Annotated in this window: 22 protein-coding genes; 10 read left to right on the top strand and 12 right to left on the bottom strand. The window is 61.4% G+C overall.

All coding sequences use genetic code 11. From position 1 onward, the window contains the following. Positions 1–308: 308 nt before the first annotated feature. Both FHX76_RS13425 and FHX76_RS13420 read left to right on the top strand, forming a co-directional pair. Positions 309–2,222, top strand: coding sequence for an HSP90 family protein (locus FHX76_RS13425; RefSeq protein ID WP_167151403.1), 1,914 nt, complete (start codon positions 309–311; stop codon positions 2,220–2,222). Then, on the top strand, positions 2,219–5,083 hold the full coding sequence (locus FHX76_RS13420; RefSeq protein WP_167151401.1) for a tetratricopeptide repeat protein: 2,865 nt from the start codon (positions 2,219–2,221) through the stop codon (positions 5,081–5,083). Before FHX76_RS13425 ends, FHX76_RS13420 begins: the two co-directional genes overlap by 4 nt. Before the next feature lie 96 nt (positions 5,084–5,179). On the opposite strand, the gene FHX76_RS13415 is transcribed toward FHX76_RS13420, so the two are convergent. Beyond that, entirely contained in the window at positions 5,180–5,839 is a 660-nt protein-coding gene (locus FHX76_RS13415) for a pentapeptide repeat-containing protein (protein ID WP_167151399.1), read from the bottom strand. Between the two features lie 288 nt (positions 5,840–6,127). On the opposite strand from FHX76_RS13415, the gene FHX76_RS13410 reads away from it, so the two are divergent. Further along, entirely contained in the window at positions 6,128–7,486 is a 1,359-nt protein-coding gene (locus FHX76_RS13410) for an NAD(P)-binding domain-containing protein (protein WP_167151397.1), read from the top strand. Positions 7,487–7,553: 67 nt separating this feature from the next. Here FHX76_RS13410 and FHX76_RS13405 read toward each other — a convergent pair whose 3' ends face one another. Then, entirely contained in the window at positions 7,554–8,066 is a 513-nt protein-coding gene (locus FHX76_RS13405; RefSeq protein ID WP_167151395.1) for a mycothiol transferase, read from the bottom strand. 242 nt (positions 8,067–8,308) lie between these two features. On the opposite strand from FHX76_RS13405, the gene FHX76_RS13400 reads away from it, so the two are divergent. After that, on the top strand, positions 8,309–9,214 hold the full coding sequence (locus FHX76_RS13400) for an amidohydrolase family protein (protein ID WP_167151393.1): 906 nt from the start codon (positions 8,309–8,311) through the stop codon (positions 9,212–9,214). Here FHX76_RS13400 and FHX76_RS13395 read toward each other — a convergent pair. Together FHX76_RS13395 and FHX76_RS13390 are read right to left on the bottom strand one after the other, a co-directional pair. Beyond that, a complete protein-coding gene (locus FHX76_RS13395) occupies positions 9,211–9,540 on the bottom strand; it encodes a DUF1801 domain-containing protein (RefSeq protein WP_167151392.1) in 330 nt (109 codons plus the stop codon). The genes FHX76_RS13400 and FHX76_RS13395 overlap by 4 nt on opposite strands. 405 nt (positions 9,541–9,945) lie before the next feature. Beyond that, positions 9,946–10,947 carry a LacI family DNA-binding transcriptional regulator gene (locus FHX76_RS13390; protein ID WP_167151390.1) on the bottom strand — a complete coding sequence of 334 codons (1,002 nt, stop codon included), beginning with the start codon at positions 10,945–10,947 and terminating at the stop codon, positions 9,946–9,948. A 194-nt stretch (positions 10,948–11,141) separates the two neighbouring features. Here FHX76_RS13390 and FHX76_RS16595 point away from each other — a divergent pair, with 194 nt between their 5' ends. Genes FHX76_RS16595 through FHX76_RS13360 form a run of 6 tightly spaced genes read left to right on the top strand, consistent with a single transcriptional unit; the run spans position 11,142 to position 16,369 of the window. Beyond that, a complete protein-coding gene (locus FHX76_RS16595; RefSeq protein ID WP_167151388.1) occupies positions 11,142–12,098 on the top strand; it encodes an asparaginase domain-containing protein in 957 nt (318 codons plus the stop codon). Between the two features lie 25 nt (positions 12,099–12,123). After that, a complete protein-coding gene (locus tag FHX76_RS13380; RefSeq protein ID WP_167151386.1) occupies positions 12,124–13,002 on the top strand; it encodes a polysaccharide deacetylase family protein in 879 nt (292 codons plus the stop codon). 33 nt (positions 13,003–13,035) lie between these two features. Continuing rightward, positions 13,036–14,412: an MFS transporter gene (locus FHX76_RS13375; protein WP_243848798.1), complete on the top strand. Its 1,377-nt coding sequence runs from the start codon at positions 13,036–13,038 to the stop codon at positions 14,410–14,412. Continuing rightward, positions 14,409–15,209: an SDR family NAD(P)-dependent oxidoreductase gene (locus tag FHX76_RS13370; protein WP_167151384.1), complete on the top strand. Its 801-nt coding sequence runs from the start codon at positions 14,409–14,411 to the stop codon at positions 15,207–15,209. The genes FHX76_RS13375 and FHX76_RS13370 overlap by 4 nt, the downstream gene beginning before the upstream one ends. Further along, positions 15,209–15,958: an SDR family NAD(P)-dependent oxidoreductase gene (locus FHX76_RS13365; protein ID WP_167151382.1), complete on the top strand. Its 750-nt coding sequence runs from the start codon at positions 15,209–15,211 to the stop codon at positions 15,956–15,958. The genes FHX76_RS13370 and FHX76_RS13365 overlap by 1 nt, the downstream gene beginning before the upstream one ends. 51 nt (positions 15,959–16,009) lie before the next feature. Beyond that, positions 16,010–16,369, top strand: a complete 360-nt coding sequence (locus tag FHX76_RS13360) for a hypothetical protein (RefSeq protein ID WP_167151380.1) — start codon at positions 16,010–16,012, stop codon at positions 16,367–16,369. Here the strand turns inward: FHX76_RS13360 and FHX76_RS13355 are convergent, their stop codons facing one another. The 8 genes from FHX76_RS13355 to FHX76_RS13320 form a co-directional block, all read right to left on the bottom strand. Continuing rightward, entirely contained in the window at positions 16,370–17,497 is a 1,128-nt protein-coding gene (locus FHX76_RS13355; protein ID WP_167151378.1) for a hypothetical protein, read from the bottom strand. A gap of 361 nt (positions 17,498–17,858) precedes the next feature. Beyond that, positions 17,859–18,734, bottom strand: a complete 876-nt coding sequence (locus FHX76_RS13350; protein WP_167151376.1) for a carbohydrate ABC transporter permease — start codon at positions 18,732–18,734, stop codon at positions 17,859–17,861. Further along, positions 18,731–19,603 (bottom strand): carbohydrate ABC transporter permease, encoded by an 873-nt coding sequence (locus FHX76_RS13345; protein WP_167151374.1) that lies wholly within the window; start codon positions 19,601–19,603, stop codon positions 18,731–18,733. The genes FHX76_RS13350 and FHX76_RS13345 overlap by 4 nt, the downstream gene beginning before the upstream one ends. Next, a complete protein-coding gene (locus FHX76_RS13340; protein ID WP_167151372.1) occupies positions 19,600–20,514 on the bottom strand; it encodes a phosphotriesterase family protein in 915 nt (304 codons plus the stop codon). The genes FHX76_RS13345 and FHX76_RS13340 overlap by 4 nt, the downstream gene beginning before the upstream one ends. Next, a complete protein-coding gene (locus tag FHX76_RS13335) occupies positions 20,511–21,284 on the bottom strand; it encodes an SDR family oxidoreductase (protein WP_167151370.1) in 774 nt (257 codons plus the stop codon). Before FHX76_RS13335 ends, FHX76_RS13340 begins: the two co-directional genes overlap by 4 nt. Next, positions 21,260–22,384 (bottom strand): pyridoxal-phosphate dependent enzyme, encoded by a 1,125-nt coding sequence (locus FHX76_RS13330; RefSeq protein ID WP_167151368.1) that lies wholly within the window; start codon positions 22,382–22,384, stop codon positions 21,260–21,262. The genes FHX76_RS13335 and FHX76_RS13330 overlap by 25 nt, the downstream gene beginning before the upstream one ends. Before the next feature lie 3 nt (positions 22,385–22,387). Then, a complete protein-coding gene (locus FHX76_RS13325) occupies positions 22,388–23,950 on the bottom strand; it encodes an amidohydrolase family protein (RefSeq protein ID WP_167151366.1) in 1,563 nt (520 codons plus the stop codon). Beyond that, a complete protein-coding gene (locus FHX76_RS13320) occupies positions 23,947–25,293 on the bottom strand; it encodes an ABC transporter substrate-binding protein (RefSeq protein ID WP_167151364.1) in 1,347 nt (448 codons plus the stop codon). The genes FHX76_RS13325 and FHX76_RS13320 overlap by 4 nt, the downstream gene beginning before the upstream one ends. Between the last annotated feature and the right edge of the window lie 2 nt (positions 25,294–25,295).

The raw sequence follows: 25,295 nt of genomic DNA, 5'->3' as shown, positions 1-25,295 counted from the left end.
TCTCCCGAAAAACAATCATACGGGACATGGATTTGCCCTACTAACTGGGAAAAAAGTAAAAAAGTACGCTATTTTCGCGCCCCTGAACGACCGAAGCGCCCCGATGTACATCCCGGCAGCGTGCCGCTCGATACTGAGCAGCCAACACAAATCAGTTTTTGGGCACTCGTTACGCTATCGCCCTCAGCAGAATCCCGCGCAAACTCAGCATGATTCCGGCGCAGAAACGGTAGACTTTACCCCGTTTGGCGTTGGTTGTTGCATCACGTCGGATGAGACACCACGCCACCCGAAGGAGCCCACAACGTATGAACACCGTTCCAGAGTCAGCCACCCCCTTTCAGGTTGATCTCCGCGGCGTTGTCGACCTACTCAGCCGACACATTTACTCAAGCCCGCGAGTGTTCCTGCGCGAGCTCCTACAAAACGGCAGGGATGCGGTTTCGGCCCGCCGCCGAGAATTCGCGGACGCCCCGGTCGGCGTTGTACAGATCGTTCCAGCCGGACTTGCCGACGGCACCAATGACTTCGTGTTTCGCGATAACGGCGTTGGCCTCACCGCGACAGAGGCGTCCGAGTTGTTAGCCACGGTCGGCCGCAGCTCAAAACGCGACGACATGCTCAGCATGAACCGCGACGACTACCTCGGCCAGTTCGGAATTGGCCTACTGAGCTGCTTCATGGTTGCCGACACCATCACGGTTCGCAGCCGATCGGCCCGCGGTGGCGCGCCGATCGAGTGGAAAGGCAACACAAACGGCACCTTCACCATTCGCGAACTCAACGACGCTGAGTCGGCGAACCTCCCCATTGGCACCGAAATCTCACTCAACCCACGCGACGGAGACTCTGACCTGCTGACGCCCTCGTCGGTACTGAAGCTTGCCGCGCTCTACGGCCGCTACCTCGACCTTGCCGTTGAAGTTGCGCAGCCGGCTACCGAGACCCCACCAACGGATTCGACGCCAGACGGCGTCCGCTGGGTGACGGTCAACGAAGACCCGATCTTCAGTAAGCCCTTTGATAAGCCGGGCGACGAGTTACTGGCTTTGGGGGAGAAGCTCCTCGGCCAACGCCCGTTCGATGCGATTGAAGTTGTTGTGCCATCAACAGGGACCCGCGGAACCGCGTTTGTGCTGCCGTTCAGCCCCCGCCCCGGAAGCCGCCAATCCCACAGGGCCTACCTCGGCGGAATGCTCCTGAGCGAAACCGTCGACGACCTCCTGCCAGACTGGGCGTTCTTCGTGCGCGTGGTCATCGACACCACTGGGCTCAACCCAACCGCATCCCGCGAGCAATTCATCGCAAGCAGCGAGCTCGAAGAGACCCGCGAAGCCATTGGGGCCGCCGTTCGTCGCTGGATCATGCTGCTGTCTGCAACCAAACCGCACCTGCTGCAAGAGTTCATCCAAATTCACTCGCTCGGCCTCAAATCCCTCGCCGTACACGATGACGAACTCGCAGAGGCCGTCGTCAACTGGCTCACGATCGAGACCTCACTCGGTCACATGACTATCAATGACTACCTCAACTCCTACGGCTCGCTTCGCTACACAGGAACGGTCGACGAGTTCCGACAGCTGGCACCCATCGCATCAACTGACGCCCCAATCGTGAATGGCGGCTACATCTACGAGAGCGAACTCTTCGCGAGGCTTCCTCAGTTTATGGATGGCGTTCACACCGAACAGGTCACGGTTGCTGATGAGCTCGATAACCTCGACGTCCCTCCGCTCGACGACCGCGACGCTGTTGTTGCCCTCGAAGCAAAAGCGACTGACGTGCTCTCCGCCGTTGACTGCCGCGTCTCGGTCCGCAGCTTCCACCCCTCAGACCTCTCGTCCCTGTACGTGGCTGACCCAGCCGTGCTCCGCCGGATGGAGCGCACAAAAGCTGCGACCATCGCCCCCGGCCTCTGGTCACAGGTTGTCACAACCGTTGACACGATCTTCACCGCTCAGGCAGGCGAAGATGCCAGCGCCGCCGCCCAAGCGCAACTGTGCCTCAACTGGAACAGCCCGCTTGTTCGCAAGCTCGCAGAGCTGAGTGATTCCGTTGTCTTCGCGCGCAGCATCCAGCTGCTGTATGTACAGGCCCTGCTTGCAGGTCATCGCCCCCTCAGCGCCGCGGACCGCGTCATGCTGAGCCAATCGATGACCGACCTTATCCAACTGAGTGTCGGCCTTGACTGGTCCGACCCCGCCGAAGGAGACTTCTCATGACAGACGCAACCCCCACGTTTGACGCAAAAGGCACAGAGTTCCTTCAGCGCATCGACCACATGATGTGTGGGCCGGAAGAACGCGAGATCATCGCGGAAACCATCCGCTACGCCGAAGAAACCGGCGACGAACGGCTCGCCTACGAGGCCCGCATGCGCCTCACCCAGTCGGCGCATATGACTGGCGACACCGACGCCATGCTCAGCTCGTTCGGATGGTGCGTTGGCAAGCACGACAGCGACCCAGCCAAATTCCCGCTCGATTCAGGCGCAGGCAGCCTCCTCTTCCAATACAAATGGATGGCCGGCCGCCTCACCACCAACCCACTGTTTTCGCTTGAGCAGGTTGCCGGTATCCATGACGACATGGCTCGGCGCTACCGCGAGGCAGGGGCAACCCAGAGCGGTGTGCTGCAATCGAAGTTTTCGACCGCGATGGTCACTGGCCGACTTGATGAGGCCCGCGCCTACATGGACGAGCGCAACCTCACCGACGAAGACGACTACAGCCACTGCGAGGCATGCGTTCGCAACGAGGACGCATATTTCTTCCAGGTAACCGGCGACGCGGCAAAAGCCATCCGCCTCTACGACGAGATCTTCGAACAGGGGCTCAGCTGCGGCGAGGAGCCCGAAACCAGCGAGGCAGAGGCCCTGCTGCCCTACCTTCGCGCCGGCCGCTTTGACGACGCACGGGCCGCCCACCTTCGCAGCTACCGAGTCGCCAAAAACAATCAGGACGGCTTTGGGATTATTGCCGACCACCTCGTCTTCTGCGCCATCACCGGCAACGAGGCGCGAGGACTCAACATGCTTGAGCGCCACCTCCGCGGCATCGCAAAAGACCCGGTCAACCGTTCCGGCCACTTCACGGGGCTGCTCGCAATTGGTGTCCTCCTGGATGCGGTTGTCGCTGCGGGGTTTAGCGATCAGATCGTGCGCGGCTCAGAAAGCAACGCGCTCACGCCGGTTCTCGGCTCACCGGCACTCGGCGACGACGGCGCCCAAAGGCCCCGCACCGCTGCCGAACTCTCAGCCGTGGCCTGGGCAGCGGCAGAAGCACTCGCGGAGCAATTCAATGCCAGAAACGGCAACGACTACTTCAGCCAGCGCATCACCAAGGCGCACGCACTTGCCGGCGAGCGATACGCGGTTCCCGTCGAATCCGTGGCGTTTCGCACGCCGGAGCCGGAGGTTGCCGAGCCAACAACGGCCGAAGAATGGTGCGAGCGCGCCATCGTACTCCTTATGGCAGGTGACGCCGTCGGGGCGAAGGCCGCGATCGATGCAGGACTCCGCCTCCCCATCGATTCAAAACGAGCTTCACTGCTTGGTATCGCCATCCGCGTCTATCAGCAGCTTGGCCAGCCAGAGGCCGCAGAAGAATCGCATGTGCAGCGACTCGCCGAGCTTCGCGCATCCGGACGCACCGCAACGGCCGACCTCGAACAACGGCTCGGCATGATGCTGTACGAAGATCACAACCCCATCCGATTTGGCATCCTCCGCGATGAGCTCGAACGAAGCCGAAGCGGCGAGGAAGACGACGACGTTGTGGTCGAGCTCCTGCTCACGACCGCCGAGGCGGCCCTCGGCAACGTGGATGCCACCAACGGCGAACTTGTTGAATGGGCCAAAGAGCTTGTCAGCGAAGCCGTAACCCGAACGACCGTCTCAGATCCGCACGAGATCCAGCCATCGGCGCGGCTCCTGCTCGCCCACACGCTGCTTGGTCTTGGCCGGATGGACGAGGCCATCGTTGAGCTCGACGCGCTTGTCACCCCGGATAACCGGCCGCGCGTGCGCATCCCGGCGCTCACCATCAGGGCCCAGATTTTCGGGGCAACTAACGACTATGACGCTGGCACAGCGCTTGCCGAAGAGCTTGTGGCTCTCCAGGCATCCCTCGGCAACAGGGCTGGCACCATCTCGTCGAGCGTGCTCTCTGCCGCCCTGTTGAGTGATGCCAACCGAGACGATGAGGCCGCGCGCCGCATCCGCTACGCCATTACTCAGGCAGAACTGTCCGAATCCGCCGGCATCACCGAGCTGACCGTCATGCTCGGACGCTACCTGCACTACGCAGGCGAGTCGGACGCCGCGCTCGAAAAGCTCGACGAAGCGTACCGCACCATGCTCGACGAGGGAGCAGAACCGGCAGTCCTCGCTGACATCCTCTACGTCATGGGCGAAGCCGCACGCGTGATCGGCGAAAATGGCATGGCCTATGGCGCGTGGAACTCCGCAATCGAGCACGCAACTCAGGCGGACGAGCACCTGCTCGCAATGCGGTCTGGGCTTGCCCTTGGCACGCTCCTCATCCAGTTCAACGATGAGGATGCCATCGACGTGTTCGAGACGGCACTCACCGCCGCCCGCGCGCTTGATAACCCGCAGCCGGTCATCATGGCGCTGCAGCGCTTCGGCGCGGCCAAAGCCCACTTCGAGGATGCCACCGGAATCGCGACCATCGACGAGGCCCTCGCCCTCGCCGCCGACATGCAATCGCCGTGGCTGCTCGCCGACCTCACCGACAGCCGAGCACGCGCCCTCCACTCACTCAAGCGCATTGACGAGGCTATGAGCGCCGCCCTTCAGGCCGCGGACGGCTACGCGGCGTCGCAGGACGAAGTATCCGCCTCGCTCTCCGAGTTGTTTGTTGGCCGGTTGCTTGTTGAGCAGAGTCGACATGACGAAGCGGTGCCCTTCTACGAGTCGGCGCTTGAGCGTATGCCGTCGGAGTCTCCTCAGTGGACCACAATGGCCCTCGAGCTGGCAGAGGTCTTCGAGGCGCTCAACCGCCACGACGAGGCAGCTGCCCAGCGCGCGGCAGCAGACGCACCTCCGGCCGACCTCGACTAATCAGGAGCAGCCACCGGCAATCTATTCGCCCCGTCTTCCGATCCTTCGGCTCGAAGCTCGGACGATGGGGCGAATGACGAGGTTGGGGGCGCTCTCCTAGTTCTCGGTTTTGATGCCAAGCTGTTGCGCAAACAGGGCGGCAAGCTCGGCGACCTGGAAGCTATTCATCGTGGCACCTTTGAGCCCCTCAAGACCGTGCAATTCCCGCATTTCGAGGCCACGGAGATCGGCATGTTCAAGTGTTGCCCTCGTGACGTCGAGTGTCTTTGCCTGGGTCTCAACAAACGACAGGCGAGTGACGGATGCGCCGCCTAGGTCGATCTCGTCGATGCTGCAATTGGTAAACAATACGTCTTTTAACACCGCACCGCGCAGGTTGAGAAACCCAATCTTGCAGTTCGTGAACTGCACCGACTGCCAATTCGCCTCGTAGAACTCGGCGTTGCCAAGGCGCGAGTCTCGCAGCTCAACGTCGCGAAAACGTGACCGAGGAGCCTGAAGGATTGGGGCGTTGAGCCTACGGAGCGCAACCTCCACAAACGCGGCGCCACGTAACCCAACCTCGTTGGCGCTCACATCGTCGAACTCGCACTCGCTGAAGGTGACCCCCGCAAGGTCTGCACCATCGATTGTGGCACCCTCGTAGCGCTCGCCCTCCTGCCGATCGTGAGCCCGAACCTCGGCGAGATCGCGGTCTTCAAGATTGACGAGGCGAATGGGGTCGAGGCGCGGGGGTTGTGTGCTGAGCTTGGCCATCGGAGAGGGGCCTTTCATCAAGATCAATGGGGGCGACTCCACCATAAGGCACACCGCAGACATCCGCTCAGCCTCGACTGATAGGCTGGCGTCACATGCTTCTACTCAAACTCATTTAGCTTCCCACCCTTCGCAGAGCTCTGTCTCGCGAGGGGTTTTTTATTGCTATCGGAGTTCTGCCCATAAGGCCCCGCCGCGCAGCGCATTGTCGCCAAACCGCGCCGAGAACGGCCGCGCGAGCCAGTGGGAGTGTGATCGGAATTGGATACGAAATCGAAAGTGAACCCTGTGAATAAAAAAATAGCGATCATCGGCGCAGGCCCTAGCGGCATGGCCCAGCTCAGAGCCTTCGAATCGGCCGAGCGCAACGGACACGACATCCCAGAGATCGTCTGCTTCGAAAAGCAAGATGACTGGGGCGGCCAGTGGAATTACACCTGGATGACCGGCCTCGACAGCAACGGCGAGCCCGTGCACTCGAGCATGTACCGCAACCTCTGGTCAAACGGCCCAAAAGAGGCCCTCGAATTTGCCGACTACACCTTTGACGAGCACTTTGGCCAACCCATCTCATCTTACCCACCCCGCGAGGTGCTTTGGGACTACATTAACGGCCGCGTTCGCAACAGCAACGTCCGCAAATACGTGCGCTTCAACACCGTCGTTCGCTGGGTTGAGTTCGACGAAAACACCAAACTGTTTACCGTCACGAGCAACGACCTCGCTGGCGGCGAAACGGTAGTTGAGCAATTTGACGACGTCATTGTGAGCACCGGCCACTTCTCGTTCCCACAGCTGCCATCGTTTGAGGGGCTCGAGACGTTCCCTGGGCTCCTGAGCCACGCCCACGATTTCCGCGGAGCCGAAGGCCTCCGTGATCAGAACGTGCTCCTCATCGGTTCAAGCTATTCGGCCGAAGATATCGGAATCCAGGCGCACAAGATGGGCGCACGCTCGGTGACACTGAGCTATCGCACCGCGCCAATGGGGCTCGACTGGCCAGATGGCATGGAAGAACTGCCAATCGTCGAGCGCTTTGAAGGGTCAACAGCATACTTTTCAGACGGATCGGTGCGCGAGTTTGACGCGGTCATTCTCTGCACTGGATACCTCCACAAATACCCGTTCTTGCCTGCGGAGCTCTCGCTCGACTCACCAAACTCCGTCTACCCCGACGGCCTATACAAGGGAGTCGTCTGGCAGCAAAATCCCCACCTGTTCTATCTTGGGGCGCAGGACCAATGGTTCACGTTTAACATGTTTGACGCCCAGGCCTGGTTTGTGCGCGACGTCATCATGGGCAAGGTCGCGTTGCCGTCAGTCGACGTCAGGCAGGCAGATATTGATGCCTGGCGCGAGCGCTACAACGGCATCCCAACCGCCGCCGACGAGGTCCGCTTCCAGGCCGACTACATCCGCGACCTCATTGTCGCCACCGACTACCCAATGTTTGATCTTGACCGAGTGGTCGACATCTTCTTGGCCTGGAAAAAAGACAAGGTCAGCAACATCCTTGGCTACCGCGACGGCTCATACCAGTCAGTCATGACGGGCACCATCGCGGTTCAGCATCACACGCCCTGGATTGAGGAATTCGACGACAGCCTTGAGCGTTACCTGTCGGAACCGGCAGCAACGCCGTCATAAGCCCGCTCGATTGCGCGTTGTGCGCCCTCCACTTCGGGGCGCGCAGCGCGCAATCAACCAATACCGCTTAGCGCTTTGGCAACAGCCCTTTCACATAGGCCGCCTGGCCGGCATGCTGAAGATCATCGGCGATAACGCTCACGAGCCGAACCCCGAGCGTTACTGGCGGGTCCCAACGGGTGTCAACAACCTGGTCGAAGGCAGACGCCTTCAGCCCGGAAACATAGGCGACCGTTCGCTCGTTCACCTCGGCGTGATAGCCGGCCAACTGCTCGGCGGTCAGATCACGCACAAGTTCAACCTCGTCGCTTGTCATCCCGTAACCGGTCTCTTCGTCAGTAAAGGGGAGCCCAAAACGCTTCGCCCACCCTGCAGCTGTCCACACCTGCTCCGTTCCGGCGGCGTCGGCAACATGGGAATCCTGCACTCGAGTGAGATGCCATATCAACCAGGCGATGCTATTGCCGGTGCCTGCTGGCCGAACCGCGAGCTCGTTCGAGTCGAGCCGATTGACGGTGTGCTCAACAACCTCGCGGATTCGGTTGAACGAGTCCACAAGAAGTTCGGATGCTGCGGTCATAATGAACGGTTCCTTCCGTTGGCGACTGGCGGCCGTCAACCGTCGCGACCGCCCCTCCTGTAGTTCACTCGGTCACGCCCCGCGTGTCAAGTGATCCGACAGGTTGCCGCGACAGGACCAGAAAAGCCATCAGATGAACACCTTTTTGATAATGTTGGCCACAGAGGTCGGATGTATATACTCGGCTGAGCTCAACAAATCCAAGGCGCACACTGACGTGCGTCGCAGAGGTGGAGAAGACCGTGAACGACAGCAACCCTGAACATCCATTTGTCATCGACTCGCACCAGCATGTCTGGGACCTCGCGCGGGCGCCCTACGCCTGGCCGACCGCAGAGCAACCCGAAATCTTTCGGACGATTGAGCACGGCGAAATCGCACCAACCCTGCAACGCCTCGGAATCGGCGGCACCGTCCTGGTGCAGGCAAACGACAGCGATCAAGATACCGACCTCATGCTCGAAGTTGCCGCTCGGGTGCCGCAGATTCTTGGTGTCGTTGGCTACGTGCCACTGCACGACCCTCAAACGGCGGCCGCACGCCTGAGCGAGCTTCGCAAGAACCCAGCAATCGTTGGTATTCGCAACCTCATCCACGACCGAAGCGACCCAGAATGGCTCCTGCGCGACGACGTCAGCGAGGGTATCTCGCTCATCGCGGATGCAGGGCTGCCGCTCGATATTCCGGCGGAAACACCAGCCCATCTCGAGCAGATCGATGCCATCGCGGCCCGGCATCCAGAGCTCACTCTGGTGATTGATCACCTTGGCAAGCCGCCCATCAAGGGCAAATCCTCCGAATCCTGGAACGAGCGCATCAATAGGGTGGCACAACACCCGAGGGTGTTCGCAAAGATCTCAGGCCTCTACCCAAGCGTTGGCAATCTCACGCAATGGACCCCAGAAGACCTGCGCCCCTTCACGGATCACGCCGTCTCGGCATTCGGCGCGGCCCGACTCATGTACGGAAGTGACTGGCCGGTTTCAATCCTTGCCGGCGGATACGACGCCGTCTGGAACGGGATCACACACGTACTCTCCGGGCTCAGCCACAAAGAACAGTCCAGCATCCTCTCGGGGACCGCGACTGAGGTCTACGGCCTCAACCGGGCTATTGGGGCCGGCAACGTGGAAACGCCCTCACACTAGGACTGTGACTGCCGCAGCCAGTCGGATACTCGCGCGTCGTCGATCTCATCGGCCGACGCGTACTTTATCGTCGCCATTCGCGGGCCGGCCACGAGCGTGTCAGAGCTATCTGTGATGGGCGACGCATTCCAAATCATGAACGTCACGTACTTTGGATACGGTTTGAACCCGGCAACTGGCGTTTTCCCGTCAAGCCAGACAGGATGCCCGTGCCAGACCTGCCCAACGGCCGAATCAAGCGCCGCATCAAGAAGCCCTCTGAGGCGTTCGGAAATTTCGCGCTGCGGGCTATCGAGGCCCACGATGAACTCGTCAAGATTCGGCATCAGAATCCTTTCACTGGCAGAAATCGGTGCTCCCAATGTAGTCCCGTTTGGCCCCGTGCGGGAGTCGACGCCCTTGAACGACGGGCAGGTCTCGCGCCGCGCCGCGCATCCGTTCGCCACTCGTTGCGAAAAATCGCCCAAAATATCGCAACGAGGGGCGAACGGATGACGGGGTCATGGGGCGAATCGATCCGGGCTGGAACGGGAGTAGGTCAACCGGGGGCAGGCGAGCGCAGTCGGCCAGGCAGGCAGGCAGACCAGACCGTCAGCCAGCCAACCAACATGCCAGCTGTCAGCCAACCAACAGGCCAACAGTCCCGACCATCAGCCAACCAACCAAGCAGCAGGCCCGACCGTTAGCAACCCCAAGCCGAGCCACGCCAAGCCACCCCAAGCCAAGCGCTACTACGCCGTTGACCGAGCGATAAATTGCGGAGCCAAGCGCTCGCTTTGCACTTCTTCTTTGTCGAGCAGCGCAAGTAACTTCTCAAACCCCAAGCGCCCCATCTCGACCATCGGCGAACGCACGGTTGTCAGGTTCACTGCCTCGGCAATTGGGGTGTCGTTGTATCCAACAACCGCGATGTCATCCGGCACGGAAATTCCGAGTGTTTGGAGAGCCCCGATTGCGCCAATTGCGGCGAAGTCGTTGACCGCAAACACCGCTTCCGGCCGCGAAGGTCCTGCAAGGATTTCGGCGATGGCCCGCTGCCCGGCCGGCGCGTCAAAACCCGTGTAGTGGATATCAACATCCGTTGCCCCGATGCCGTGCCCGGCAAGCACCTCAAGGAATCCGCCAACGCGGTCGAGGGTTGTTGAGGCGTATTCGGCACCGGCAATAACCGCAAAGCGGCGGCGGCCGGTCGATAGGAGGTGTTCGGCGGCGAGGCGACCGCCGGCCTCGTCGTCGCAGGTCACCGAGACGTGACCTGCGCGGCGTCGCGAGACGAGTGTGAGCGGCACCCCTCGCGCGGCGAGCTCATCGAGGTAGGGAGATTCTTGGTGGGCATCACCAAAGATGAGCCCGTCAACGCGGCGAGCGAGCAGGGACTCAGTGCGCAGCCGCTGGCGGATGGGGTCGTCGAGCGAGTTCGCAACAACAGTCACCCGCCCGCGCGCCTCTGCCGCGGCATCGATTCCCTCGTAGATGGTCGCGAGTACATAGTCTTGTAGCCGTGGAACGATGACGCCAACGAGGTCGGAGCGGGAGGTGCGGAGGGATGCCGCGTGCGGGTTCCGCGCATAGCCTCGCTGACGCGCGAGCTCCTGGATGCGGCGAATCGTTTCGGGCGAGGCCCACTTGGCTTCGGTTCCCGGTTCGGCGTTGATCACGCGCGAAACGGTTGAGACGTTGAGCCCCAGTTCACCCGCGAGGGTTTTGAGGGTGACGGGCTCGGCGACGTCCATGTGTTGCTCCAATTCTCTGCGGCACAGGCAACAGACCTGATAGTCGTGTTGCGTGAACGACATCCCTTGACATAGTATCAACACACGCCGTTACACAAACGTTTGCGGCATACGTTTGCGTAACCGTTTCTTTCCCGGCTCACACAGCCGGATACCCCCAGCACAGACCAGTTGTACAAGGAAGTAGTAACGAAGTGGCCCATATCGAAGTTCTTGGCACCGGTGGCACCATTGCGTCCCGCTCACACGGGGCAGCAGGGGCCGTTGCCGAGGCAAGCGCAGCAGAGCTCATCACCGAGCTTGGCCGCGCGCACGCCATTTCGCACCGCGACCTCCTCACCCTCGGCAGCTACCAACTCACGCTGAAAGATCTCCGCGTCATCGCGGAAGGCGTGGCGGCATCCGTCAAGAACCCAGAGGTCGACGGAGTCGTTGTCACGCACGGCACCGATACCCTCGAAGAGACCGCCTTCCTGCTCGATCTCGTGCACAACTCGCCAAAGCCGGTTGTAGTGACGGGGGCGCAGCGCACGGCAGACTCCGACGCCCCCGACGGCCCAGGCAACATTGCCGAGGCCATCGCAGCAGCAGCCGACCCGAGCATGCGCGACCTTGGGGCGCTCATCTCGTTCAGTGGCACCGTCCGCACAGCCCGCGGCGCACGCAAGAGCCACACCGTGGCCGCCGCCCCGTTCACGGGCGGAACCGAAGTTGCGCACTTCGCCGGCGGGCAGCTCGTGCCAACGGCATCCATCATCCACCGCGCGCCCCTCGATGCTCCAACCGACGCATTCGATCACGCGGTTGTTGACGTGGTGAGCACCTACCCTGGCGCAGAACCATCGCTGCTTGCGGCGGCCCTCGACCGTTCGGATGCCGTTGTCATCGCAGGAACCGGGGTCGGCAACGCCGGGCCTGGCTTCGCGGAACTGGTCGCTACCTCGACCAAACCCATTGTGCTCTCGACCAGAGTGCCATGGGGGCCCGTCGTCCCAACGTACGGAAACGGCGGAGGTATCGACCTGGTCGCTGCCGGAGCGGTTCCGTCTGGCGATCTCAACCCCTACCAATCACGTATTCTCGCTGCTCTACTGGTTTCACAGGGATTTACCGGAGCAGACTTCGCCTGGCGCTTCGCCCGGCACCGCTAACAACGCAACAACTCTAGGAGGCAACATGTCAAAGAAGATTTATGTCAGCATCGGGATCGATGTCGACGCGGTTGGGGGCTGGCTCGGCTCCTACGGTGGAGAGGATTCCCCAGGCGACATTTCGCGCGGGCTCTTTGCCGGCGAGGTTGGGGTTCCTCGCCTACTCAAGCTCATGACCGATCGTGACCTGCCAACCACGTGGTTCTGGCCTGGCCACTCAATCGAGACGTTCCCAGAACAGTTTGACGCAACCGTCGCGGCCGGCCACGAAGTTGGCGTGCACGGGTACAGCCACGAAAATCCGCTCGCGATGACCCGCGAGCAGGAAACAGAGGTGCTCGACCACTGCATCGACCTGTTTGTCACCAAGACGGGCGTCAAACCAGAGGGCTACGTTGCCCCCTGGTGGGAGTTCTCGAACGTGACCAACGAGATCCTGCTTGAGCGCGGCTTCCTCTACGACCACTCGCTCATGCACAACGATTTCACCCCGTACCGCGTGCGCGTTGGCGACTCGTGGACAAAGATCGATTACAACGCCCCTCGCGCCGCCGATTGGATGAAGCCCCTCGTGCGCGGCGAAGAGACCGACCTCATCGAGATCCCAGCCAACTGGTACCTCGACGACCTGCCGCCCATGATGTTCATCAAGGGATCGGCAAACAGCCACGGGTTTGTGAGCCCGCGTGACATTGAGCAGATGTGGAAGGACCAGTTCGACTGGGTCTACCGCGAGATGGATTACGCGGTGTTCCCCATCACCATCCACCCCGATGTCTCGGGGCGCCCGCAGAACCTCCTCATGCTTGAGCGCTTGATTGAGCACATGAGCGGCCACGACGGCGTGGAGTTCGCAACGATGCAGCACATCGCCCACGATTTCAACCAGAGGTTCCCGCGCTAAGCCGCGGCCTCACTACTTCAAGGACTTTTTCTCATGAGCACACCTTCCGCGATGACGGACGCCCAAAAACAGCCAAAAACCCCTCCAACGGGAGGAAAAGTGGCCGCTTGGGACGTTCCCATCACCAAAAAGACCATCACCCAGGTTTCAGTTATTTGTTTCATCGCCTGGGTCGCCTCCGTCTACGATTACACCCTCTTCGGCACCCTCCTTCCCGTCATCGCCGCCGACTTTGGTTGGGATGCCGGCCAGGCCACCATGATCAACACGTTCGCCACGGTTGGCGTCTTTATCGTGTCGCTTGTGGTTGGCACCATCCTTGACCGCCTCGGGCGCAAGCGCGCGCTCATCCTGCTCATGATCGGCGGCGCGGTTGCCTCCGGTCTGACTGGAGCCGTCGTTGGCGCAGCGAGCCTCATCATCGTGCGCGCCTTCTCCGGCTTCTCGATGTCAGAGGAAGTGGTCAACGCCGTCTACCTCAACGAGATCTACAAGAAGGCAAAGAGCCGAGGCTTCATGTTCAGCCTCGTGCAGTCCGGCTGGCCGGTTGGCGCGCTGCTCTCGGCCGGGCTTTCGGCCATCCTGCTCCCGATCATTGGATGGCGTTGGAGCTTCGTCTTCGCCGCTGCCCTTTCGCTCATCGTTGTTGCACTCGCCGCCCGTCTGCCAGAGTCGCCAACGTTTGCCGCAATGCAGGAGGTGCGCCGCCGCCGCTCGGCAGGCGACATCGAGGGCGCGAACTCGCTCGCGTCCGAACATGACCTCGAAGAGGCAAGCCACTACAAGACCGGCCTCAAGGATGTCTTCACCAAAGACCTGCGGATGAACACCATCTGCCTCTCGCTCGCCTGGTTCTTCAACTGGGTGGCCATCCAGGTGTTCTCGGTGCTTGGCACAACCGTGCTCGTCGAGGCGAAGGCCGTCTCCTTTGACAACGCGCTCCTCATTCTTGTTGTGGCTAACGCCGTCGCCTTCCTCGGCTACCTCGTGCACGGCTGGGTCGGCGACCGCCTCGGCCGCAAGCTCACCGTTACCCTCGGCTGGGTACTCGGCGGCGTCTCCTCAATGGTGATGCTGTTTGGCCCTGCAGATGCTGGCTTTGTCATCACGTTCTACGCGATCACGCTGTTCTTCCTCACGGGGCCCTACGCGGCGCTGCTCTTCCACATGGGCGAGTCATTCCCCGCACACGTGCGCGGAATGGGCACCAACGTTGCGCACGTCATGGCACCGGTTGGCGGCATCGCCGGCTCGTTCTTCCTTGGTGCGTTCCTGCTCGCAGGAGTCGACATGATGTGGGCCGCGTTCTTCACCGGCTCGCTCGGGCTGTTCCTCTCCGGCATCTGCATGCTTGGCACGCGCACCACCAACCGCCTCGGCGACCACAAGAAAGCAAAGGAGCAGGCATGAGCCCGCAACCCTCAGCAGTCCAGCGCGACGATAACCTCGCCGGAAAAGTAGCCGTCATCTCGGGCGGGGCCAGCGGCATCGGCCAGGCCCTCGCGGTCGCATATGCTCGCGCCGGGGCGCACAGCGTCATCGGCTACTACGCCGGCGACCCCCACTCAAAGACCCAAACCGAAGAGCTGGTTGCTGCGGCCGGCGGGCGCTGCCTCACGGTTCCCGTCGACGTGCGCGACTACTCGCAGACCGAGGCGCTCGCCCAGGCAGCGATTGACACCTTCGGCCGGTTGGATATTGCGGTCGCCGCCGCAGGCATCCTTCGTCGCAACTCTCTCGCCGATATGACCGATGAGGCATGGGACGACATGATGGCCGTTGACCTCACCGGCGTGATGCGCGTGTTCCGGTCGTGCGCGGCACGAATGTCCGAGGGCGGCGCAATGGTCGCAACCTCTTCCATAGCCGGAGGGGTATATGGCTGGGAAGAGCACTCGCACTACGCCGCGGCGAAGTCTGGGCTGCTTGGGCTCTGCCGCTCTCTCGCCGTTGAGCTCGCGCCACAGGGCATCCGGGTGAACACCGTCATCCCGGGGCTCATCGAAAGCCCCCAGTCGCTCGACGCCAAGAACTCGCTTGGCAAAGAGGGGCTGGATGCGGCTGGCGCCGGAATCCCCCTCGGCCGAGTTGGCAACGTGGATGAGGCCGCGCGCGTGCTGCGCTTCCTCACGAGCGACGATTCTGCGTACATCACCGGCCAGGAGATCATCGTCGACGGCGGCCTCACGATTCGGTGGCCAAGCTAATGGGAGCGCTCGATCGTAAGGTCGCCGTCATCACTGGCTCGGCAAGCGGCATCGGCCAGGCAATCGCCGCGCTGTATGCTGCTGAGGGCGCAACGGTTGCGCTGCTCGACCTGTCGGTCGAACGCCTCGCCGAAACCGTCTCGCTGTGCGAGGCTGCGGGGGCGACGGTCTCCTCGCACGCGGTTGACGTGTCCGATTCCGAGTCGGTTCGTTTGGCAATGGATGCCGTGGTCACGGCCCACGGCGGCATCAACATCCTCGTGAACAGCGCCGGCATCCTCGACGAGACGCCGCTGCTTGAGATGTCGGAAGCGACCTTCGACCGGACCATCGCGGTTGACCTCAAGGGCATCTTCACAGCCTGCCGGTGGGCGGCGCCCGCGATGGTTGCTGGCGGGGGCGGGCGCATCATCAACATCGCCTCGCAGCTCGGTATCAAGGGTGGCGTTGGGCTCACGCACTACGCGGCGGCAAAGGCAGGGGTTATCGGCTTCACGAAGTCGCTCGCGCTTGAGCTTGCGCCGCACAACGTGCTGGCCAACGTAATTGCGCCCGGACCGATCTTTACGCCGCTCGTTGATGGCCTCTCGGACGATTGGAAGGCCGCGAAGCAGGCCGAACTCCCTCTCGGCCGGTTTGGCTACGCCAACGAGGTCGCGCCAACGGCCCTGCTGCTGGCGAGCGACCCCGGAGGTAACCTGTATACGGGCCAGACGCTCGGCCCAAACAGCGGCGACGTGATGCCCTAACCCGTTACTTCTGGAGGAACAATAATGTGTGGAGGATGCCCCGGAGGCGCCGTGATCTCGCCGTTGAGCGCGCACGTCACCCTTCGGGGCATCAAAGCGCAGGTGACGCGCGAGCTTTCCGCCCGCTGCTCGCCCCGCTTCCGCGTCGCCGTGTTTGGCGACTCCTGGGTCGTCACGGGTGCGACGGGCAGGCAGACGGTGTGTGCCTCGATTGAGGATGCTGCGCTTGCCGTCGTCTCGGGCGCGGGGGTGGTCACGCAGGGAAGTTGGGCGGTCTCGATGGAGGATTCTCACGGCCAATCACCGCGCATCCTGCGCATTCCCGACCCCAGCATCCTCACCCCTGCGGAACTCGTGGATTGCCTGCTCTGGTTTGCGGCAAACGAACCGGCTGCCCTGCACCCCGCCTAGCTACTTGGTGACGTCTGCCAACATCCGGTCGAGCGCAGCCTTATTTTGCCGCACAAAGACGGTCTCTCGCTCAACCTGTTGTTCGGCAGTAATGCGCTCAACCGCTGTTTCCTCAAGACACGTGGCATCGGCTACCGCCATGGCGATCTCTTTGGTGCGAAACTCGGCGATAGCTTCATCGCTCGGCGTGATGCCGTAGTTATCAAAGTCGATCGCGGCCGGAACAACTGCGGCAATGGCGACGGCCGAGGTTCCAGCGCCAAGCCCGGTACTCAGCGAAGACGTTTCGGCTGATGGCTCCTCGCTGGGTGCGACAAGTTCACCGTCTTCGCCTTCGGTATATCCGTACAGCTTTGCGTATTCCTCATTCATGAACTGACTTGCGTCGTAGGTTTCGACGAAGCCTGAGTATCCGGCTGAGGCCATACATGCCGACCACTCCGCAACGGCGGCCAATACGGCAGGCTCCGATTCAAGACCGTCGCTCACGGAATTCATCTTCTCGATGAGGTCTGCGTAGTCAACGTTGATGGTTGACTCTTGTACCTCTGGATACGCCTTTTTGCTGGCTTCGCTCTGGCACCCGGCCATTTCCCATCCGACAGCCCCATCCGAGTCTTCCATCGCCGCGAGCTGATCCTCCGTCGGCTGGGGACCATACATTGCCTCGTCGTAGGCAACACGCTCGGTTTCAGAGAGCGAGGCAACATACTCGGCGTTGGGGTCAAAATAGCCACTCTGGCTTTCAGACTGACGATCGACGGTGCTAATGCCGTAGCCATTGACTTCGGCCCATTTCACGGTGCCGTACCCGTCATACAGACCGTCGTCGCTGTAGCCTTCTTCGGTTTGAGGAGGCACCGGAATATATGAGAACCCCTCGGCCGTCATGCACTCAGCGATTAATTTTTCGTATTCGACTGACATTGCCTCATAGTCAAGATTTGCGTCGATCTCGTTGACTTTGTCCAGCGCCGCACGGTATTTGTCGAGCGGACTCCCGCCGGGAGTCGGGCCGGGGCTCGAGACGGAGTTGCTCTGGTCGGCACTGGATGTGCACCCTGCCAGCAACAAGCAGGCAACGGATACCGCGACCGCGACGGATGATCGGAACAAACGAGAATTCATACGATGGCGCCTTCCGGGGGGGGATCAAGGCCGCCATGCGTCAGCCCTGACATTGAACTGACCACGTTAGCGCACAACATAGATAGATCGCACACAAACTCACTTCGAGGCTAGAACCCGGTCGCGCATCCAACTCATCACCCCATCCCGCCCGCCACGCATCGAGTACCCGCAAATCGCCCTATACAGGCCAGTTTTTGGTCGATTTGCGGGCACTCGACGATGCTGCAGCAGGCAGGGCCGCAGCCGGCTCTGCCTGCTGTTTGACAGAATCTCCCTCCGAGCCAATAGCCGGGACATCTTGAAGTGATGAAGTGGCTGCGTGGCCCATACGGGTTCAACGCTCGCGGCGAGCCCAGACCTAGTCGACGAGGCCGCCGGAGAGTCCCTTCGCAAGCCATTTACGGGCAAGAATGCCGAAGATCACTGGCGGAAGGATACCGAGCGTGCTCGCAGCAAACATGGGGCCCCAGTCAACCTGAAACGCCCCAAAGTAGCCGGGGATCGTAGTTGGGAACGTGGATGCCGTCCGTTGCGTGAGCACAAACGCGTAGAAGAACTCGTTCCAGGTCAGGATGAAAACAAGCGTGGCCGTCGCAATCACGCCGGAGGCAGCCATCGGAAGAGAAACGCGCCGGAACACGCCCCACTCTGAGAGGCCATCCATGAGTCCTGCCTCTTCAACCTCGCCTGGGATGTCAAGGAAGAAGCCGTGCATCATCCATATTCCAAACGCGAGGTTGTAGACGATGTAGACGGCTATGATGCCAACGTACGTATCAACGAGGCCGATGCTCGACGCAAGCAGGTAAATGGGGAGGCCAAATACCACGGCCGGTCCCATGCGCGTGCCGAGCACCACAAAGAGAAACCGATCCTTGTTCTTGCCGCGCATCCGAGCGAGTGCGTGCCCGCCCATGGCCGAAAGCACCACAACGATCAAAGTAGTGATGAGCGCAATGATGAAGCTGTTCAGCAGCGAGTGCAGGAACGGGCTAGCAAGCACCTGTTCGAAGGATTTCCAGGTTGCGGGCTGGAACCAGTCGATGGGCATCTGACGCCAGTCGACCTGCGGGGTGAGTGCAATGCGCAGCATGATGGCGACCGGCACAAGGCACACAAGGCTGACGATAATCATCATGCCGTACTGAGGAACCTGCCAGAGTGTCCTCGGGTGAAACCGGCGCCGAGGTGCCGGAGCAGCGGCCGACGTTGACCGAATCGACTGTGAACTCATTCCGAGACTCCCTTGCTCGCTTTGAAGAATTTGACGATAAAGGTGCAGACGATGCTAATGATCACCAGCACCACAAAACCGACCGCTGCGGCGTAGCCCATATCGAGATACTGGAACGCAAACCGCCACAGATAGATGGGGAGCGTTTCGGACGACGTGCCAGGCCCACCGTTGGTCATGATGAAGAGCTTGTCGAATTCGCGGAAACTATCCATGAAGCGGATGAGGCCAACAAGGACCAGCAACGGCCGAATCTGCGGCAACACAAAGTGCCAGAGTTCTTGCCAGGCATTAATACCGTCGAGGCGTGCCGCTTCCATCACGTTTTGGGGCACGGTCTCCATCGCCGCAGCAACAACGATTGCCACAAACGGGGTCCATTGCCAGGCATCCACAAACGCAACCGTCACGAGCGAAACGCCGGGAAGCGAGAGGAAGCTCGGCGCGTCAATACCAACAAGACCGAGCACCCAGGAGATGAAGCCGTTTGAGTCAAACATAAAACGGAAAATCGCGCCAACAACAAGCGGGGCGAGCACCATCGGAACGATGAGGATGATGCGGAAGAGCCCGTGCCCAACCAGCCTGCGGTTGATCAGCATGGCGATTGCGATGCCAACGGGGATGCTGACGGCAAGCGAGACCCCCGAAAAGATCGCCGACTGGCCGAGGGCAGCCCAGAAGCGTTCGTCACCAGCAAGTCGGGTGAAGTTGTCGAAGCCGATATAGCCGTTGCCGGCTGGTTTGGTAAGCGACTCCTTCTTAAACATGAGGTTAATGATGTAGAGGGTCGGAAAGACCAACACCACCAGAAAGATGAGCGCTGAGGGCGCAAGAGAGAAGAACGTATATTTCTTCGACGTAATCATGAATGTGCTCGATTCGTAGAAAGCCAGTCACGAGGGTTTGCCTCGGTGATCTGTTGAAAGTGATCTGGGGTGAGGCGCGAGGCAAAGAACCGTTCGCGGAAGTCGGTGACGAGGTGGTCGATCCGACTGAACGTCGCTTCAGTGATAGCGTCTGGCCCGATGAATTGCTGCACGCTATCGTGGCTGAGCAGGATGCGGTCTGCTGCACCGGCATCCACGAGCGCCTCGATAATACCGACCCAGTACTCGTCCGAATGGGCCGAATGCCCAAGCCGATCGAGGCCAACGCGAGCGCCGCGGTTGGCAAGCTCAATGGCATACGAGACCGGTTCGTCCTCTGCGCAGACATGCGAGATCATGACCCTGCCGAGGTCAACCCCGTGGCGCTCGAACACGTCAAGCGCGGTGTGCCCGTGACCACCCGTGGTGTGGGTGACGATGGCAGCCCCCGTCCGACTGTGGGCCTCTGCCGCAGCACGCAACGCCACGTGTTCCGCATCGGTCGGAGTCGAGCTTATTGCGACCTTGATGATCCCGGATGCACGCATCAGCTCAGCCTCGAATGCGTCAGCTAGCCCGTCGGCTGTACTGGCTTCGACCCATTGCGGCTGTGGACCCCACTGCTCGCAGAAGGTTCCAGTGCTCGAAATAATGGGCATACCACTCGACCTGCTGACGGCCTGCAAGAACGCGAGGTCACGACCGTATCCCGGCGGGGTGCAATCAACGACGGCCGCAACTCCCTTCGTTCTCAGCCCGGTCAGGAGTTCAACGCACTGGCCTTCGATGGCCCTGGTTGGTGGGGCCGCGCGCCCCCGCATCTGGGTGTGGTTAATGACAAGGTGCTCGTGCGGGAGGATGATGCCGGCGAGCGGTAATTCGACGTCGCCGTTGACGGTGTGTGGGCTCACGACTCCGAGCCTCCCGCAAAACTGTTTCCGTAATCAAAGGTCGCAGTGAGACCGCCGTCAACGACGATATTCGCTCCTGTCATCCCACCGGAGAGTTCTCGTCGCAGCAGGTGAAGCACCGAGGGAACGATGTCTTCTGGGGTGAGTAGCCGCCCGATGGGATGCCTCGCGGTAACTTGCCGCTGTGCTTCCTCGCCGTTTGGCAGGTTCTGAAAGTGGCGTTCAAGCATCGGCGTCATGGTGGTGCCAGGGCAGACCGAATTGACGCGGACGCCAAACGGCGCAAGTTCAATTGCAAGAGCGCGAGTTGCGGAGAGCACCGCGCCCTTCGAGGCGACGTAGCCTGCCGAGCGGTCCTGCCCAACCAGCGCCGCGACGGACGCAATGTTGACGATGCTGCCCTGCGACGCGACGAGCAGATCCCAGAGTTCGCGCGTACCAATCAGTACGGAGCGCACATTTGTGGAGTAGGTGAGGTCAAGCTGCTCATCGGTTGCATCACGCAGCGACACGATTGGGGCGGTGCCAGCGTTGTGCACCAGGTAGTCGAGCCGCCCAAACGTCGTCACCAGTTCGGCAGCGAGCGCCTTCCAGTCGCCTGTTGCGGTCACGTCGGCTTCGATGGGGGTGAGCCCCTCATCGCGAAGGTGTCCAAACGTTGTGGTGTTTGTGTCCACAACCACCACATCCCCTTCGGAACGGAGCCGCCTTGCGACCGCAAGTCCGATGCCGCTTGCCCCTCCGGTTACGAGCGATACTCTGCGATCCACTGCGTCACCCTTTCTTCTGAATCAGCGCCAAGCTGCGCCATTGAACAAAAATCAGCAAGGCTTCCGCTGGCAGCCGCCGGGGCACCCGGTGCCAAGGTTTCGCGGATGCCGGCGCCCGTTAGGATGGCGACCGCATCCGGCCCCGCCTGGCCAGACTGAACGAGGGCGGCGATCGCGGCGCACGAAGACAACTCGACATCAAGGCCGTCATAGGTTGCAAGGTCGCTTCTGATAGCCGCGAGCGCTCGGTCTGCGGCGGCACCAACATAGCCGCCGGAGGCCAGCACTCGCTCAAGGAAGAAGGTTGCTTCTGGGGCGTAGCCGGTGAGTCGGTCGGCAATCGAGGTTGCCTTCGTGTCCACCTCGTCGGCCCACGGTTGCACAGATCCGCCGTCGGCAAACGCTCGCGCGATTGGCGAGCAGCCTGCCGCCTGTCCCGCGATCATGCGGACAGGGGACCCTCCTGCCTCCTGATAGCCGGTCGCTGCCCCGAGCAGCACCGGTCCAACGCTCACGGCAGCCGCGATTGCAGAAACAGGTGCGTCGCCAAGTTGCCCAAACAACTCATGACCGATGCCGCGGCAGGCCCACTCACAGCCGGAGGCGCCAAACGTTGAAGCGAGATTGGGAAGCCCAAACTCGTTAGAGAGGCGATGGGCAAGATCGTGAACAGCGGCGGGGCCGTCGCCAACTCGAATCATCGTCGCGCCACGTAGGGCCACGAGCGAAACGATAGGTGCGGGCACGCGCTCAGGCACAAGGACCAAAAGCGGCAGGCCGGCCCGTGCACAGTGGCTTGCCGCGGCAACCGCGGCGTTTCCAGAGGAAGCAACGACAGCCCCGGTCGCCCCCGCCGCAACGGCTTCGGCAACAAGCACCGCCATCACCCTGTCCTTAAACGAACCGCTCGGCTGGGCACCCTCGACTTTGAGTTTGGCGCCGTGAAGATAGGGGATTCTGCTGGTCAGCAGGGGAGTTGTGGAGGGCGCTAGCCGCGCATCCGCTTGCCACGGTTCGCGGCGAAGGCACACGCCGCCACAACTGTGACAGCGGCCGACCCCAGCGTCGGCAACAGCGCCGCAGCTCTGACAGGTACTCATTGCTTAGGATTCCTTTCGAAGGGCAAGGTTTTGGAGCGGCTTTCCGAGCCAGCTGCCGTTGCGGATGATTGGTTCGCCGTCGATAAATGATTGCTGCACGGCTCGCGGAACGTGCTGACCGCGTTCTGGCCCTGCAGTGATTTGGGTTGGGTCCACGATGAGGATGTCGGCGGGCGCGCCAACCCGCAATACACCAACATCGAGGCCAAACCGCGAGGCTACGCTTCCGGTCATCCGGCTGATCATCGTGCCCGTTTCAACGGGAATGATGCCGTCTTGAGCCCAGCTCAGAAATCGGAAAAAACTATTGGCGGCCCGCGGGTGAGGAACCCCCGAGCCAAGGATGCCGTCAGACCCGACAAGGTGGCGATCGCTCACGGCCAACCGGTGAACATTCTCCACGTGTCCGTGGTCAACAACGATGCAGGCGTGACCCTCTGTCGATTCAATGGCGGCAAGAATAATGGAGCCGGGCGTTGTTGCGGCACTCGCCGCCCGCTCCGCGACGCTGAGTAGTTCGTTGCGACCGGCCGCTGGACCCTCACCCGCGAGGTATATGACTTCCCAGCCGCCTGCCACGGTTGGGCCAGGCCCGACCAGATCGAGTTCATCTCGGATCCGAGCGGCAACCAGCGGCTCGGCGCGGAGGATCGCGAGCAGCGCTGCGGTACTGAGGGCCTGGGTCTCGGCGGGCAGGATAGACCTGGCAAACGTGCAACCGGAGGTATAGGGGTAGGTATCCCACGTTGTGCCAACCGGCGCGGCAGTCACCATGCGCTCAAAGGTTGCAGCCGTTCCGCGACGGCCAGGCCCCGAAACGTGGAAGTGGGAAAGGTGCAGCGAAAGATTTGTCTCTGCGCAAATACGAATAGCCTCTGCGAGTGATTCTTCAAACCCGACCCCGTAGTCGCGTAGATGCGTCACGTAGGGGGTACCAGCCGGCAGCCCGTCGAGCACGGCAATGAGTTCTTCGGTCGAAGCCGCGCTTGCCGGCGCATAACTCAGACCGGTTGACACACCGACGGCCCCCTCGGCAAGGCCCCGGCGCACTCGTGCGGACATCCGCTGCGCTTCGCTGTCGGTGGCAACGGCGCGGCTGGGCCCCATGACTGCGGAACGGACTGCCCCGTGCGGAACGAGCGTCGCGACTCGCGAATAGGCCCCCGCATCCACTGCCTCAAGGTAGTCGCCAACAGAGCTGAACTGACCGACCCGCTGAAGGCCAAGGAGCGGGGCGAGCGTTTCGATCATATGGCCGCCGGATGTCGTGTCGTCCGGCAGGAGGCCGAGCCCGTCTTGGCCAACGATATCGGTGGTCACTCCGGCAAGCGCACGAAGTTCCATCTGCTCCCCGGTGAGCGAACCTGCGTCAGTGTGCGAGTGGGCATCCACAAATCCTGGGAGCACCCACTGCCCGTGGGCGTCGACGACTCGTGCGCCGTCGACCGCAAGGTTGTGACCCACCTCAACGACCTCGCCCGCTTCGAGGCGAAGGTCGCTGAGGGTGGGGAGCGGGGAGACACCGTCAAAGAGGGTGCCTCCCCGCACGATCGTGCTGTATGTCACTCGATGTGCCCGGCGTCTTTCATGATCTGCGTGAGCTCCTTCTGACTGGTGTCGAGCGCATCCGAGACCGATTTTGATCCGGTTATTGCGTTCGAGATTTCCTTACTGAACGAATCGCCAATCGCGGTGAACTCGGGGTAGAAGGGCCAGTGCTCTGCCGTTGTGAGGTCCCAGCTGGTCTGCAGGGCTGCCGCGAAGTCTTCGAGGCCGCGCTCCGCCATGAAGTCACGGTATTCCTGGCTCTCAAGCACGTACAGATTGGGAACGTCGGTCCGACTCAGCTCGGTGACCTCTTTCATGGTGACCTCGCGTGACATACGCCACTGCAGGAACAGCCAGGCCGCGTTTTTGTTTTTGCTCTTCGAGGTAATCGCGAGGCCCTCGTTGTAGAGCCACTGCAGCGGCTTTCCGCTCGGGCCGGTTGGATGCGTGTAGCCAACCTTGCCAGCGACCTTTGACTGTTCTGGATCTTCAAAAATTGTGCCAAAGCCAGAGGTGTCAAACATCATCGCCGCAGAGCCGGATGAGAACTTCTCGCCGGCCTGGGTGAAGGTGAGCGTAGCGGCATCGCTTGGGCCATAGTCCTTCATCAGGGTGACAAAGTCATCCATCGCAGCGTTCATCTGTTTTGAGTCGGCTTGGGGATTGCCGTTCTCATCGAAGAGGAGGGCATCGTAGCCGTAGGCCCATCCGAGCTCGGTTCCGAGCGACGCGAAGGTTGACGCCCCACGGGCAGAGAACGGTACCAGATCTGGCCGCTTCTCTTTGATGACCTTTGCCGCAGCAAGAATGTCGTCAGTTGTCTGAGGCGCCTCAAGCCCCAGCTCGGCGAACACGTCGGTGCGGTAGAAGAACATGCCGCCAATGATGGTGTGCGGCAGCGCGTACAGCTCGTCATCGATGGTCATGGATTCGATAGCGCCGGTTGGGATATCGTCCATGACAAGCCATTCGTCGTTGGCCTTTTCGATGTAGGGGTCAAGCGGCTCGAGCCAACCCGCCGATACAAATTCGGGGAGGTTCCAGAACGACGACGACGTGATGTCGTAGGTTCCGGTTCCCGAGGTCGCGTCGAGCACAAGCTTCTGGCGGGCGGTTGGTTCGTCGTAGACCTCAAGCTCAACGGTGATGCCTGTTGCCTCTTCGAATTCTCCCTTGAATTCTTGGATCGCTTCGATCTCGTAACCCTCTTTGAGGAGCACACGAAGCGTGGTTCCTTCGTAGCTGGTGCGCCCCCCTGCCGGCTCTTCTGTTGCCGACGAGGATCCACACGAGGTGAGGGCCAAGCTGCTGGCCGCAACGATCCCGATAACGGAGAGCATCCGTTTCGTCAGTGATTTCATTC

Origin of the sequence: Lysinibacter cavernae (assembly GCF_011758565.1) — a bacterium.
GTDB classification, from domain to species: Bacteria; Actinomycetota; Actinomycetes; order Actinomycetales; family Microbacteriaceae; genus Lysinibacter; species Lysinibacter cavernae.
The sequence above is the reverse complement of the archived record's forward strand: the minus strand, read 5'-3'. Positions and strand labels throughout refer to the sequence as shown.